Here is a 15,302-nt window from a genome sequence, read left to right on the forward strand (position 1 = left end):
TTCATCGGCCAAGGTTGCGTACTAGCCTGACGGCGGCATCACAAGGCGAGGGGGATCACATGACCGGGAAGTGGATTCTGGCGAGCGTCGCCGCGGTACTGGCGGTAGCCGCGTCGTCCCCAACCGGTGCAGCCCAGGCGACGGCGCCTGGTGACGCTCTCCATGAACCTGTGATTGAGACTGGCGACATTGACCGCTTCTATGCGCTTTACGACAGCACCGCCGGGCGGCCGACCGCCGAGCAGCTTCAGGCCTATCTTGATGAGGGCTCCACCGGTCTGACGCACCTGGCGAAGGTGCGTCGGGTGACGGGCGCGAGGATGGCGGAAGCCATGACCGCCCGGCCCGAAATCTATGTCGAGGCGCGGGCCTGCGCCGACCATCTGCCGCGCGTCCGTGCGCGGGTTGCAGAGGGGCTGGCTCGCTTCATTAGTCAGTACCCCGAGGCCCAGTTTCCGCCCGCGACCTTTGTCATCGGCCGTGGCCGCCCCGTCGCGGTCGGCAGCCCCATTGACGGAATCCAGGTGGGGCTGGAAGCCCTGTGCGCCACGGATTTCATCAACCCGGATATCGAGGACCGTTTCGTGGGGGTGCTGATCCACGAGTATGTTCACACCCAGCAGGCGCCGGAACTCACCGAAAAAGAGCAGTTCACGGTGCTGGAGGTGTCGCTGGCCGAGGGCGTCGCGGAGTTCGTCACAGAACTGATGATCGGTGCGCCAGCCTATGCCTATCTCGCGCCGCAGACCCAAGGGCGTGAATTTGAAATCGAGACCGCCTTCGTCGCCGATCAGGACAAGACCGACCTGTCGGCCTGGGTCTATAATTCGACGCCCGAGAAGCCTGGCGATCTCGGCTACTGGGTCGGCTACCGGATCGCCAAGGCCTACTACCGCAACGCCCCGGACAAGGGCGAGGCATTGCGGCAGATATTACAGCTCACGGACGTCAAGGCCTTCGTGGCCGCGAGCGGCTGGCGACCCGGGATGGACCTGAGTTAGCCCGCCGGGTTCACTTCCAGCAGTTCGACGGTGAAGCGCAGCACGGAGTTGGCGGGGATTTCCGTGCCCATCCAGCGGGGGCCGTAGGCCAGGTCGGCGGGGATGACGAACTCATAGGTCTCGCCGGTGCGCATCAGGGCGACGCCCTCGGTCCAGCCCTTGATGACGCGGTTCAGCGGGAAGCTGGCCGGTTCGTTGCGCGAATAGGAGCTGTCGAACTCGCGCCCGTCGATGAAGGTGCCGCGATAGTGGACCTTGACCGTGTCGGTCGCGGTCGGCTGGACGCCGTTGGGCTTGACCTTGCCGACGCGGCGGTACTGCAGGCCCGAGGCGGTGGTGGTCCAGCCGCGTTGCTGGCCGTTCCACATCAGATAGGCGGCCTGGCCGACCTCCCAGTTCTCCTGGGTGGCCGGGCCTTGCGGCACGACCTGGGCGGTGGTGGCGGGCGCGCTGGCGCAGGCCGAAAGGGTCAAGGCGAGGGCGGTCGCGGCGAGCGCGGGCAGAATGATACGGTTCATAAGGCAAGGCTTATCACAGCGCGCGGCGGTGTCGATGCGGGGCGCGACGGGCCGTCATTCCGGCCGCAGCGAAGCGGAGGGCCGGGAGCCAGGCGTGAGTTTCGGGCAGGGCGGTTCTGGGGAGCCGCCGCCTGGGTCCCGGGCTCGGCTGCGCCGCCCCAGGATGACGGCTGTTTTACCCAGTTGAGGCCTTTATTTCGCCGTCGATCGGCGTATATATGCGCGCTCCGCAGATTCCATGAATCCCGCGCGAAAGCGCCGAGGCCCGGTTTGTCGCCCTCCGACCGGTGCGCAGGCGTCGCTCCTTTCCCAAGGAGCGGGCATATCAGGCGCCCTGATCCCCAGCGGGTCGAGGGTGGGCGCCGCGAGAATTAACGGTCACGGATCGCCGAATGGCGGGCCGTGGCTGCTGCATTGACGTCGGGCCTTTATGGTTCGCGATTGGGAAAACAGAATGGCAAACTCCACTGACGGTCTCGCCCTGGGTAAGATCGCCTCCGCCACCTCGTTCACCGGAAAGAAGCGCATTCGTCACTCGTTCGGGCGTATCCCCGAAGCGGTGAAGATGCCGAACCTGATCGAGGTTCAGCGCGCTTCCTACGAGCAGTTCCTGCAGCGCGAAGTGCGCAGCGGTCTGCGCAAGGACCAGGGCATCGAGGCGGTCTTCAAGTCGGTCTTTCCGATCAAGGACTTCAACGAGCGCGCCGTCCTGGAGTACGTGTCCTACGAGTTCGAGGACCCCAAGTACGACGTCGAGGAATGCATCCAGCGCGACATGACCTATGCCGCGCCGCTGAAGGTCAAGCTGCGCCTGATCGTCTTTGAGACCGAGGAAGAAACGGGCGCCCGTTCGGTCAAGGACATCAAGGAGCAGGACGTCTACATGGGCGACATCCCGCTCATGACGGACAAGGGCACCTTCATCGTCAACGGCACCGAGCGCGTGATCGTCTCGCAGATGCACCGCTCGCCGGGCGTCTTCTTCGACCACGACAAGGGCAAGACCCACAGCTCGGGCAAGCTGCTGTTCGCCGCCCGCGTGATCCCGTATCGCGGCTCGTGGCTGGACTTCGAGTTCGACGCCAAGGACGTGGTCTACGTCCGTATCGACCGTCGTCGTAAACTGCCGGCCACCAGCTTCCTGCTGGCCCTGGGCATGGACGGCGAGGAAATCCTCAAGACCTTCTACGAGACCGTGCCCTACGAGAAGCGCGGCGAAGGCTGGGTCACCCCTTACAAGCCGGAACGCTGGCGCGGCGTGAAGCCGGAGTTCGACCTGGTCGACGCCGACACCGGCGAAGTGGTCGCCCAAGCCGGTCAGAAAATCAGCGCCCGCGCCGCCAAGAAGCTGGCCGACGGCGGCCTGACCTCGCTGTCGCTGGCGGCTGACGCCCTGCTGACCAAGTATCTGGCCGCCGACGCGGTCAACTACGAAACCGGCGAGATCTACGCCGAGGCCGGCGACGAGCTGGACGCCGAGGCGATCGCCCTGCTGGAAGAGCACGGCTTCACCACCATCGACGTGCTGGACATCGACCACGTCACGGTCGGCGCCTACATGCGCAACACCCTGCGCGTGGACAAGAACACGGGTCGTGAAGACGCCCTGTTCGACATCTATCGCGTCATGCGTCCGGGCGAGCCGCCGACCCCGGAAGCCGCCGAGGCCATGTTCAACTCGCTGTTCTTCGACGCCGAGCGCTACGACCTGTCGGCCGTGGGCCGCGTGAAGATGAACATGCGTCTGGAAACCCCCGAGGTTTCGGACGAAATCCGCGTCCTGCAAAAGGACGACGTGCTGAAGGTGCTGCAGATCCTGGTCGGCCTGAAGGACGGCCGCGGCGAGATCGACGACATCGACAACCTGGGCAACCGTCGCGTGCGTTCGGTCGGCGAGCTGCTGGAAAACCAGTACCGCGTCGGCCTGCTGCGCATGGAGCGCGCCATCAAGGAGCGCATGAGCTCGGTCGATATCGACACGGTCATGCCGCACGACCTGATCAACGCCAAGCCGGCTGCGGCCGCTGTGCGTGAATTCTTCGGCTCGTCGCAGCTGTCGCAGTTCATGGACCAGACGAACCCGCTGTCGGAGATCACCCACAAGCGTCGCCTTTCGGCGCTTGGCCCGGGCGGTCTGACCCGTGAGCGCGCCGGCTTTGAAGTCCGCGACGTTCACCCGACGCACTATGGCCGCATCTGCCCGATCGAAACGCCGGAAGGCCCGAACATCGGTCTGATCAACTCGCTGGCCACCCACGCCCGCGTCAACAAGTACGGCTTCATTGAATCGCCCTACCGTCGCGTGAAGGACGGCAAGGCCACGGACGAGGTGGTCTACATCTCGGCCATGGAAGAGGCGAAGCACGTTATCGCCCAGTCCAACATTGAGCTGAAGGCGGGCGAGATCGTCGAGGACCTGGTCCCCGGCCGGATCAACGGTGAATCCCAGCTGCTGACCAAGGCCGACGTCGACATGATGGACGTGTCGCCCAAGCAGGTCGTTTCGGTCGCCGCGGCCCTGATCCCCTTCCTGGAAAACGACGACGCCAACCGCGCACTGATGGGCGCCAACATGCAACGTCAGGCCGTGCCTCTGGTGCAGTCGGACGCGCCGCTGGTCGGCACGGGCATGGAAGCGGTCGTGGCCGTGGACTCCGGCGCTGTCGTGATCGCCCGTCGTGACGGCGTGGTCGAGCAGATCGACGGCACGCGTATCGTTCTGCGCGCCACCGGCGACGTGGACGCCGGTCGCTCGGGCGTCGACATCTACCGCCTGTCGAAGTTCCAGCGCTCCAACCAGTCGACCTGCATCAACCAGCGCCCGATCGTGCGCGTGGGCGATGAGGTGAAGGCCGGCGACGTCATCGCCGACGGCCCGTCGACGGACCTGGGCGAACTGGCCCTGGGCCGTAACGTCCTGGTCGCCTACATGCCCTGGAACGGCTACAACTTCGAAGACTCCATCCTGATCTCCGAGCGCATCGTGCGCGACGACATCTTCACCTCCATCCACCTCGAGGAATTCGAAGTGATGGCGCGTGATACGAAGCTTGGGCCGGAAGAAATCACCCGCGACATCCCCAACGTCGGCGAGGAAGCCCTGCGCAACCTCGACGAAGCGGGCATCGTGGCGATCGGGGCCGAAGTCCAGCCGGGCGACATCCTGTGCGGCAAGGTCACGCCGAAGGGCGAAAGCCCGATGACGCCGGAAGAGAAGCTGCTGCGCGCCATCTTCGGCGAGAAGGCTTCGGACGTCCGCGACACCTCGCTGCGTCTGCCGCCCGGCGTCGCCGGCACGGTCGTTGACGTGCGCGTCTTCAACCGTCACGGCGTCGACAAGGATGAACGCGCTGTCGCCATCGAACGCGCCGAAATCGAACGCCTCGGCAAGGACCGCGACGATGAGCTCAAGATCCTTGAGCGCAACGTCTATGGCCGCCTGAAGCCGCTGCTGCTCGGCAAGGACGCCGTCTCGGGCCCGAAGGGCATGGGGCGCGGCGAAGTGACCGAAGAGAAGCTGGCCGAAGTGTCCAAGGGCCTGTGGTGGCAGGTCGCCCTCGACGACGAGAAGTCGATGGGCGAGCTGGAAGCCATGAAGAAGCAGTTCGAGGACGCCCGTAAGGCCCTCGACCGTCGCTTCGAAGACAAGGTCGAGAAGCTGCAGCGCGGCGACGAGCTCCCGCCGGGCGTCATGAAGATGGTCAAGGTCTTCGTGGCCGTGAAGCGCAAGCTTCAGCCGGGCGACAAGATGGCCGGCCGTCACGGCAACAAGGGCGTCATCTCCAAGATCCTGCCGATCGAGGACATGCCGCACCTGGACGACGGCACGCACGTCGACATCGTTCTGAACCCGCTGGGCGTGCCTTCGCGCATGAACATCGGTCAGATCTTCGAAACCCACCTGGGTTGGGCCGCCGCCGGTCTCGGCAAGCAGATCAAGGGTCTGCTCGATAACTGGATGGACGGCGGTCTGCGCGAGGCCCTGGTCACGCGTCTGACCGAGATTTACGGCGCCGACACGCCTCTGCCGGAATCGGACGAGGACCTGATCGAGCTGGCTCAGAACCTGGCCAAGGGCGTGCCCTTCGCGACCCCGGTCTTCGACGGCGCGCACATCTCGGACATCGAGGACCTGCTGGAGACGGCCGGCCTGGATCGTTCGGGCCAGTCGATCCTGTTCGACGGTCAGACGGGCGAGCAGTTCAAGCGTCCGGTCACGGTCGGCTACGTCTACATGCTGAAGCTGCACCACCTGGTCGACGACAAGATCCACGCCCGCTCCATCGGCCCGTACTCGCTCGTCACCCAGCAGCCGCTGGGCGGTAAGGCGCAGTTCGGCGGTCAGCGCTTCGGGGAAATGGAGGTCTGGGCTCTGGAAGCCTACGGCGCCGCCTACACCCTGCAGGAAATGCTGACGGTGAAGTCCGACGACGTGGCCGGCCGCACCAAGGTCTACGAGGCGATCGTCCGCGGCGACGACAGCTTCGAAGCCGGCATTCCCGAGAGCTTCAACGTTCTCATCAAGGAAATGCGCTCGCTGGGCCTGAACGTGGAGCTGGAGAACAGCTGATCGGAAACAAAGCCCTCTCCCGCCTGGCGGGGGAGGGCGGTCCGACCGCCTCTCCTCTCTGAATGAATTTTCGCGGGGCATTCCCGCAGAAGGAAAAAAGATGAACCAGGAAGTCCTGAACATCTTCAACCCGGTCCCGGTCACGCCGACCTTCGACCAGATCAAGATCGCCCTGGCCTCGCCGGAGAAGATCCGTTCGTGGTCGTTCGGCGAGATCAAGAAGCCGGAAACCATCAACTACCGCACGTTCAAGCCCGAGCGTGACGGCCTGTTCTGCGCCCGTATCTTTGGCCCGACCAAGGACTACGAATGCCTGTGCGGCAAGTACAAGCGCATGAAGTACAAGGGCATCATCTGCGAGAAGTGCGGCGTTGAAGTCACGCTGGCTCGCGTTCGCCGCGAGCGCATGGGTCACATCGACCTGGCCGCCCCGGTCGCCCACATCTGGTTCCTGAAGTCGCTGCCGTCGCGCATCTCGCTGATGCTGGACATGGCGCTGAAGGACGTCGAGCGCGTCCTGTATTTCGAGAACTACATCGTCACCGAGCCGGGCCTGACCCCGCTGAAGCAGAACCAACTGCTGACGGAAGACGAGTTCTATCGCTACCAGGAAGAATACGGCGACGACGGCTTCACTGCTGAAATCGGCGCCGAGGCCGTCCGCAACCTGCTGATGGGCATCGACCTGAACGCCGAGGCCGAGCGCCACCGCGGCGAGCTGGCCGACAACCCGTCGGAAATGAAGGCCAAGAAGGCGTCCAAGCGCCTGAAGCTGATCGAGGCCTTCCTGGAGTCGGGCAACAAGCCCGAGTGGATGATCCTGACGATCGTCCCGGTCATCCCGCCGGAACTCCGTCCGCTGGTGCCGCTGGACGGCGGCCGCTTTGCGACGTCCGACCTGAACGACCTCTATCGCCGGGTCATCAACCGTAACAACCGCCTGAAGCGCCTGATCGAACTGCGCGCGCCCGACATCATCATCCGCAACGAAAAGCGGATGCTGCAGGAGTCGGTCGACGCCCTGTTCGACAACGGCCGTCGCGGTCGCGTGATCACGGGCGCCAACAAGCGTCCGCTGAAGTCGCTGGCCGACATGCTGAAGGGCAAGCAGGGTCGCTTCCGTCAGAACCTGCTGGGCAAGCGCGTCGACTACTCGGGTCGTTCGGTCATCACCGTGGGCCCCGAGCTGAAGCTGCACGAGTGCGGCCTGCCGAAGAAGATGGCGCTCGAGCTGTTCAAGCCCTTCATCTATGCGCGTCTGGACGCCAAGGGCCTGTCGGGCACCGTCAAGCAGTCCAAGCGCATGGTCGAGCGCGAGCAGCCGCAGGTCTGGGACATCCTGGAAGAAGTGATCCGGGAACACCCGGTCATGCTGAACCGCGCGCCGACGCTGCACCGTCTGGGCATCCAGGCGTTCGAGCCGAAGCTGATCGAGGGCAAGGCCATCCGCCTGCACCCGCTGGTCTGCACCGCCTTCAACGCCGACTTCGACGGCGACCAGATGGCCGTTCACGTCCCGCTGAGCCTTGAGGCCCAGCTGGAAGCGCGCGTCCTGATGATGTCGACGAACAACATCCTGTCGCCCGCCAACGGCAAGCCGATCATCGTGCCGTCGCAGGACATCGTCCTGGGTCTGTACTACCTGTCGCTGGTCAAGGACGGTCAGCCGGGCGAAGGCAAGCTCTTCGCCAACATGGGTGAAATCGACGCCGCCCTGGACGCCCAGGTCGTCAAGCTGCACACCAAGATCAAGGCCCGCTGGACCGAGATGAACGCCGCCGGCGAAGAGATCACCAAGGTGATCGACACGACGCCGGGCCGGATGAAGCTGGGCGCCCTGCTGCCGCTGAACCCGAACATCGGCTACCGCCTGCTCGAGAAGAACCTGACCAAGAAGGAAATCGGTAACCTGATCGATCAGGTCTATCGTCACTGTGGTCAGAAGGCGACGGTCATCTTCGCCGACCAGATGATGCAACTGGGCTTCCGTGAAGCCGCCAAGGCCGGCATTTCCGTTGGTAAGGACGACATCGTCATCCCCGCCAAGAAGGAGCAGATGGTCGCTGAAACCCGCACTCAGGTTGAAGAGTACGAGCAACAGTACGCCGACGGTCTGATCACCAAGGGTGAGAAGTACAACAAGGTCGTCGACGCCTGGGCCAAGGCCACGGACAAGATCGCCGATGAGATGATGGGCGAGATCGCCCAGCCTCGCGTCCTGATCGCGGGCCAGGAGCCGGACATCAACTCCGTCTTCATGATGGCCAACTCCGGCGCCCGTGGTTCGCAGGCGCAGATGAAGCAGCTGGGCGGCATGCGCGGCCTGATGGCCAAGCCGTCGGGCGAGATCATCGAGACGCCGATCATCTCGAACTTCAAGGAAGGCCTGACCGTCCTTGAATACTTCAACTCCACCCACGGCGCCCGTAAGGGTCTGGCCGACACCGCGCTGAAGACCGCCAACTCGGGTTACCTGACCCGTCGTCTGGTGGACGTGGCGCAGGACTCGATCGTCACCGAGGAAGACTGCGGCTCGACGCGCGGCATCACCCTGCGTGCTGTGGTCGAAGGCGGCGACGTCCTGGTCTCGCTGGGCCAACGCGTCCTGGGTCGCTATGCGGCCGAGGACATCAAGGAGCCGGGCGGCGACACCGTCCTCTTCCCTGCGGACACCTACCTGCAGGAAGAAGAGATCGAGGTCATCGACGCGGCCGGCGTCCAGTCGATCAAGGTCCGTTCGGCCCTGACCTGTGAAGCCGAAGCCGGCATCTGCGGCATGTGCTACGGTCGCGACCTGGCGCGCGGCACCAACGTCAACATCGGCGAAGCGGTCGGCGTCATCGCCGCCCAGTCGATCGGCGAGCCGGGCACCCAGCTGACGATGCGTACCTTCCACATCGGCGGTACGGCCCAGGTGGCGGAAACCTCCTTCTATGAGGCGACCAACGCCGGTAAGGCCAAGATCGTCGGCCCGACCGTTACCGCGGCGCACGGCGACCTGGTGGCCCTGAGCCGCAACGTCGTTGTCATCGTGGTCGTGGACGGCAAGGACCGCGAGACCCACAAGGTCCCGTACGGCGCCCGCATCCGCGTCAAGGAAGGCGCCGACATCGCCAAGGGCCAACGTCTGGCGGAGTGGGACCCCTACACCACCCCGATCCTGACCGAAGTCGGCGGCGTGATCCGCTTCGAAGACCTGGTCGACGGCCTGTCCGTCCGCGAAGAAACCGACGAAGCGACGGGCATCGCCCAGCGCGTGGTTTCCGACTGGCGCGCCAGCCCCCGCGGTTCGGACCTGCGTCCGGCCATGGGCGTCACGACCGGCGACACTTACGCCAAGCTGGCTTCGGGCTCTGACGCCCGCTACCTGCTGCCCGTGGGCGCCGTTCTGTCCGTGTCGAACGGCGACGAGGTCAAACCGGGCGAGATCATCGCCCGTGTTCCGACCGAAGGCGCCAAGACCCGCGACATCACCGGCGGTCTGCCGCGCGTCGCCGAACTGTTCGAAGCCCGCCGTCCGAAGGACTGCGCTGTCATCGCCGAAATGGATGGCCGCGTTGAGTTCGGTCGCGACTACAAGAACAAGCGTCGCATCAAGATCACCCCGGAACTGGACGCCGACGGCAACCAGGGCGAGGCGGTCGAGTTCCTGATCCCGAAGGGCAAGCACATCTCCGTCCACGACGGCGATCTGATCCAGAAGGGCGACTACATCATCGACGGCAACCCGGATCCGCACGACCTGCTGCGCATCCAGGGCGTCGAGGCGCTGGCCGAGTATCTGGTGAACGAAGTGCAGGAGGTCTATCGACTGCAGGGCGTGCCGATCAACGACAAGCACATCGAAGTCATCGTCCGTCAGATGCTGCAGAAGGTGGAAGTCCTGGATTCGGGTGAAACCACCCTCATCCGCGGCGACACCGTCGAAGTGGCCGAAGCCGCGTTCGAGAACGCCAAGGTCGAGAAGCGCGGCGGTCGTCTGGCCACCACGCAGCCCGTCCTGCTGGGCATCACCAAGGCCAGCTTGCAGACCCGCAGCTTCATCTCGGCGGCGTCCTTCCAGGAGACCACCCGCGTCCTCACCGACGCCTCGGTCCACGGCAAGAAGGACATGCTGGAAGGCCTGAAGGAAAACGTCATCGTCGGCCGCCTGATCCCGGCGGGTACGGGCGCCTATCTGCGCTCGCTGCAGAAGCTGGCGAACGAGCGCGACGCTCAGCTGACGCAGGCTCGCGAAGACGCCATCGAGCCCCTGCCGGCCGATCTGGCCCTGGAACTGGAAAAGTCGGACGACTGATCCGTTTTCGGAACTGAAGACTGAAGAGGGCGGCGCTGGAGACAGCGCCGCCCTTTATCATTTGGGCCTACCGCCCCTCGGGCTACTTTAGGCCAGATGCTGGGCCTACCGCCGTCTGTGCTGTTTGAGGCCGGTTGAGCGCCCCATGCTCTATTGGGGCCGCATGAGATCGCGCGGTCCGGCGGAGCCGGGGGTCATGGGACGGCCGGACGCCGGGGCGCCGTCGCGACGCGTCTGGACGTTGCGGGTGGAGTCCATCTGCATGGATGAATCCAGATGGGCCCCCGCGCAGCCCGTCCCGAAGTTGGAGCCGGGGCAGTCGGCCGGGCCGACGACGCCCGTTCCGCCTGAAAGCGGCCGACGCTGCGCCTCGTAACGCTGCATCTCGCGGGCGCCTTCGCGAGCGAAGCGGGCGTCGCGCTCGGCGTTGCCGGTGCCGGTGATGGGGCGGGTGGCGCCTTCGGCGGCGCGGGCGTTGAAGCGTTCGTCGCAGATGGCCCTCTCGCCCTGGCTGAGGATGGCGGTCGAGCGACAGCCGGCAGGCGAGGTGCGCAGGGCGCGAGCGTTGCGTTCGGCCTGGCTCTCCCCGCCGACTCGCCAGGCGTCGGATACGCCGGGGACGCCCGAGGCGGCCGCGGAAGGCGCGCCGGGCGCGGGCGCGGCGATGCGGGGGGCGGGCGGCGAGGGCAGGCCGTCGCGGGCGGCGTCTTCGTCCTTCTTGCGGGCGCGTATCGGGGCCACCGGAGTAGGGGCGCTGACAGCCCGCTCGGCCGCGGCGGGGGGCGTCGGCGCCGGGACAGGAACCGGGACGGGCGCAGGCGCTGGAACGGGGGCAGGGACCGGCGTCGGCGCCGGCTTGGGGGCAGGCACAGGCGCGGGAATAGGGGCGGCTTGAGGCAGGGGTTGCGGCGCAGGCTTGGCGGCGGGCGGCTGTGGGACTGGAAGCGGCGGGGCGATCGGCGGCGCCTGGACGGACGGTGTCGGGGCGGGCAGGGGCTCGGGCGTCGGGACCGTGGTCGGCGGAACCGGGCGCAGGCGTGGCTCCGGCGGGGTCGGGCGCGGCTCGATCTGCAACTGGATGACGGGCGGAGGCGGCGGCTCTGGAAGCGGCTGCTCCTCGCTGGTCGCCAGCAGGATCATGGGACCGAGGACAGCGACGTGCAGCAGGACCGAAGCGCCCGCCATCAAGGCGCGACGCAGCCCCGGACGACGACGGCGCGAGGCTGGCCCCCGGGCCAGAACGGCAGCAGTCATAGCGGCTCCCCCAATCCACGTCGCGAAAGATGCCAAGTCAAGCATGGCATTATAGGGGCAAGTCCTAGTGATCTCGTAACAGCGATCTCAGTCCGGGATAGGGGCCGTCTTTCCGGGTATAGTCGCGTCATGTCGGGTTGGCGGCGGCGCGCGCGCGAAGGCGCGCTCGGCCCTGGCGGGGTGAATCACTTGACGCCTTCACCCATCGAGCGTAAACGGCGCGCACTTTCGAGACGTGGGCGGTTCGCCGTCCGTTGAGATCGTGACAATTGAACGGACGGGCTGTGCCCGCCGGAACGCCCAAAGCGCGCGTTCCGGCTTTTTCGTTTGGCTGTTCCGGCTCTCTCGAGAACAACACCCGGGCGTCGCTTCGGCGGGGTCCAAAAGAAGGCTCATGAGGCGCCCCGGCCGACAGGCACACGCCTCCACATCGAAAAGAGACAAATCGTATGCCTACGATCAACCAACTGATCCGCAAGCCGCGCAAGCCCAAGCCCACCCGTAACAAGGTCCCGGCTCTGGAAGGTTCGCCCCAGCGTCGCGGCGTTTGCACCCGCGTCTACACCACGACCCCGAAGAAGCCGAACTCGGCTCTGCGTAAGGTCGCCAAGGTCCGTCTGGCCAAGAACGGCTACGAAGCCGTTTGCTACATCCCCGGCGAAGGCCACAACCTGCAGGAGCACTCGGTTGTTCTGATCCGCGGCGGCCGCGTGAAGGACTTGCCCGGCGTGCGTTACCACATCCTGCGCGGCGTGCTCGATACGCAAGGCGTCAAGGACCGCAAGCAGCGTCGTTCGCACTACGGCGCCAAGCGTCCGAAGTAAGCGAACCGCTTTCAGACCTGCTGGTCTGGACCCTCAGAGATTTTCCCGGCGTCAGTCGGGCACTGCAAGGAATAACCTATGTCGCGTCGTCACCGCGCCCAGAAGCGTGAAGTTCTGCCGGATCCCAAGTTCGGGGACCTGGTGGTCACCAAGTTCATGAACTACGTCATGTACGAAGGTAAGAAGGCCGTCGCCGAGAACATCGTCTATGGCGCCTTCGACATCCTGGCCGAGAAGAAGAAAGACCACACCGCGGTCGAGACCTTCCACACGGCTCTGGACAACGTCGCTCCGTCGGTCGAAGTCCGTTCGCGTCGCGTCGGCGGCGCCACCTACCAGGTGCCGGTCGAAGTCCGCCCGGACCGTCGTCGCGCCCTGGCCATCCGTTGGCTGGTGAACGCCGCGCGCAAGCGTGGTGAAAACACCATGACGGAAAAGCTGGCCGCCGAGCTGCTGGACGCCTCGAACAACCGCGGCACCGCGGTCAAGAAGCGTGAAGACACCCACAAGATGGCCGAGGCGAACCGCGCCTTCAGCCACTACCGCTGGTAAGCGTCTTAAAACCGTCCCCGTTTGTATTTATGGGGACGGCGGCTTTCTAAGACGATCCGGCGCGGGCGTTCAGATTGAACCGCCCGCGCCGTCATATCCGACACCAATGGGCGCTCGTCGCGTCCGCGAAGCAGCCCGAAGGCAACTCCAATGCCCCGCACACATAAAATCGAAGACTACCGCAACTTCGGCATCATGGCCCACATCGACGCGGGCAAGACGACGACGACCGAGCGGATCCTGTTCTACACCGGCCGTAACCACAAAATGGGCGAGACGCACGATGGCGCGTCCACCATGGACTGGATGGACCAGGAGCAAGAACGCGGCATCACCATCACGTCGGCCGCGACGACCGCCTTCTGGAAAGGCAAGCGCCTCAACATCATCGACACCCCCGGCCACGTGGACTTCACCATTGAAGTCGAGCGTTCGCTGCGCGTCCTCGACGGTGCCGTGACGGTGCTGGACGGCAACGCCGGCGTTGAGCCGCAGACGGAAACCGTCTGGCGCCAGGCCGACAAGTATCGCGTGCCGCGCATCGTCTTCGTCAACAAGATGGACAAGATCGGCGCCGACTTCGCCGCTTCGGTGCAGTCGATCCGCGACCGCCTGGGCGCCAAGGCCGTGCCGATCCAACTGCCGATCGGCGCTGAAAACCTGCTGAAGGGCGTCGTCGACCTGGTCGAGATGAAGGCCTACGTCTGGGAAACCGACACCGTCGGCGCCGACGCCGACATCCGCGACATCCCGGCCGACATGGCTGACGAAGCCGCCGCCGCTCGCCAGTACCTGATCGACAACGCCGTCGAACTCGATGACGACGCCATGGAAGCCTACCTGGGCGGCGAAGAGCCCTCGGTCGAAGTGCTGAAGAAATGCATCCGCAAGGCTGTTCTGACCGGCGCCTTCTACCCGATCCTCGGCGGCTCGGCCTTCAAGAACAAGGGCGTTCAGCCCCTGCTCGACGCCGTCATCGACTACCTGCCGTCGCCGACCGACATTCCGGCCACGCCGGGCATCGACTACCGCACCGAAGAGCCGGTCACCCGCAAGGCCTCGGACGAAGAGCCCCTGTCGGTTCTGGCGTTCAAGATCATGGACGACCCCTTCGTCGGCTCGCTGACCTTCTGCCGCCTGTACTCGGGCAAGATGGAAACCGGCATGTCGCTGCTGAACTCGTCGCGTGACAAGAAAGAGCGCGTCGGCCGCATGCTGCAGATGCACTCGAACAACCGCGAGGACATCAAGGAAGCCTACGCCGGCGACATCGTCGCCCTGGCCGGCCTGAAGGAAACCCGCACGGGCGACACCCTGTGCGACCCGATCAAGTCGCCCATCATCCTTGAGAAGATGGAATTCCCGGCGCCGGTGATCGAGATCTCGGTGGAGCCCAAGACCAAGGCCGACCAGGAGAAGCTGGGCGTCGCCCTGGCCAAGCTGGCTTCGGAAGACCCCTCGTTCACCGTCTCGACCGACCACGAGTCGGGCCAGACGATCCTGAAGGGCATGGGCGAGCTGCACCTGGACATCAAGGTCGACATCCTGAAGCGCACCTACAAGGTGGAAGCCAACATCGGCGCGCCGCAGGTGGCCTACCGTGAATCGCTGGGCCGCAAGGTCGACATCGACTACACGCACAAGAAGCAAACCGGCGGTACGGGTCAGTTCGCCCGCGTCATGATCACTTTCGAGCCGGGTGAAGCGGGTTCGGGCTTCGTGTTCGAAAACGCCATCGTCGGCGGCGCGGTGCCCAAGGAATACATCCCGGGCGTCGAAAAGGGTCTGGAATCGGCCAAGGAAAACGGTCTGCTGGCCGGCTTCCCGATGATCGACTTCAAGGCCACCCTGACGGACGGCAAGTTCCACGACGTCGACTCCAGCGTCCTGGCCTTCGAAATCGCGTCGCGCGCCGCGTTCCGCGAACTGAAGGAAAAGGGTTCGCCCAAGCTGCTCGAGCCGATCATGGCGGTTGAGGTCGTGACCCCCGAGGAATACCTCGGCTCGGTCATCGGCGACCTGAACGGCCGTCGCGGCATGATCCAGGGCCAGGACATGCGCGGCAACGCCATCGTCATCAACGCCTTCGTCCCGCTGGCGAACATGTTCGGCTACGTGAACACCCTGCGGGGCATGTCGCAAGGCCGCGCCCAGTTCACCATGCAGTACGACCACTACGAGCCGGTGCCGCAACACGTCGCCGACGAAGTGATCAAGAAGTACGCCTAAGTCCGTCGTTTCGACGGACCCACTTGAAAACGGGGCGGTTTGATCACAAATCGCCCC

At 65.2% G+C, this 15,302-nt stretch carries 8 protein-coding genes; 6 read left to right on the forward strand and 2 right to left on the reverse strand.

The window, feature by feature from the left end; all coding sequences use genetic code 11:
- Nucleotides 1-59: 59 nt before the first annotated feature.
- Nucleotides 60-1,001, forward strand: coding sequence for a DUF2268 domain-containing putative Zn-dependent protease (locus ACR9FL_RS05420; protein ID WP_296175418.1), 942 nt, complete (start codon nt 60-62; stop codon nt 999-1,001).
- On the opposite strand, the gene ACR9FL_RS05425 is transcribed toward ACR9FL_RS05420, so the two are convergent.
- On the reverse strand, nt 998-1,519 hold the full coding sequence (locus tag ACR9FL_RS05425; protein ID WP_436357581.1) for an FKBP-type peptidyl-prolyl cis-trans isomerase: 522 nt from the start codon (nt 1,517-1,519) through the stop codon (nt 998-1,000). The two genes, ACR9FL_RS05420 and ACR9FL_RS05425, sit on opposite strands and share 4 nt — an antisense overlap.
- Nucleotides 1,520-1,973: 454 nt before the next feature.
- On the opposite strand from ACR9FL_RS05425, the gene rpoB reads away from it, so the two are divergent.
- A complete protein-coding gene (rpoB, locus tag ACR9FL_RS05430; RefSeq protein WP_296175422.1) occupies nt 1,974-6,089 on the forward strand; it encodes a DNA-directed RNA polymerase subunit beta in 4,116 nt (1,371 codons plus the stop codon).
- A 100-nt stretch (nt 6,090-6,189) separates the two neighbouring features.
- On the forward strand, nt 6,190-10,386 hold the full coding sequence (rpoC, locus tag ACR9FL_RS05435; protein ID WP_297933564.1) for a DNA-directed RNA polymerase subunit beta': 4,197 nt from the start codon (nt 6,190-6,192) through the stop codon (nt 10,384-10,386).
- 150 nt (nt 10,387-10,536) lie between these two features.
- Here rpoC and ACR9FL_RS05440 read toward each other — a convergent pair whose 3' ends face one another.
- Entirely contained in the window at nt 10,537-11,640 is a 1,104-nt protein-coding gene (locus ACR9FL_RS05440; RefSeq protein WP_436357583.1) for a hypothetical protein, read from the reverse strand.
- Between the two features lie 449 nt (nt 11,641-12,089).
- Here ACR9FL_RS05440 and rpsL point away from each other — a divergent pair, with 449 nt between their 5' ends.
- The 3 genes from rpsL to fusA all read left to right on the forward strand — a co-directional run bounded on the left by rpsL (nt 12,090) and on the right by fusA (nt 15,245).
- Complete coding sequence (gene rpsL, locus ACR9FL_RS05445; protein ID WP_008260482.1) at nt 12,090-12,464, forward strand: 30S ribosomal protein S12; 375 nt, start codon at nt 12,090-12,092, stop codon at nt 12,462-12,464.
- A gap of 78 nt (nt 12,465-12,542) precedes the next feature.
- Nucleotides 12,543-13,016 carry a 30S ribosomal protein S7 gene (gene rpsG / locus ACR9FL_RS05450; RefSeq protein ID WP_297933561.1) on the forward strand — a complete coding sequence of 158 codons (474 nt, stop codon included), beginning with the start codon at nt 12,543-12,545 and terminating at the stop codon, nt 13,014-13,016.
- 150 nt (nt 13,017-13,166) lie between these two features.
- Nucleotides 13,167-15,245 (forward strand): elongation factor G, encoded by a 2,079-nt coding sequence (gene fusA, locus ACR9FL_RS05455; RefSeq protein ID WP_436357586.1) that lies wholly within the window; start codon nt 13,167-13,169, stop codon nt 15,243-15,245.
- Nucleotides 15,246-15,302: the final 57 nt, after the last annotated feature.

This window comes from Brevundimonas sp. CEF1, assembly GCF_051353055.1.
Classification (GTDB): Bacteria; Pseudomonadota; Alphaproteobacteria; order Caulobacterales; family Caulobacteraceae; genus Brevundimonas.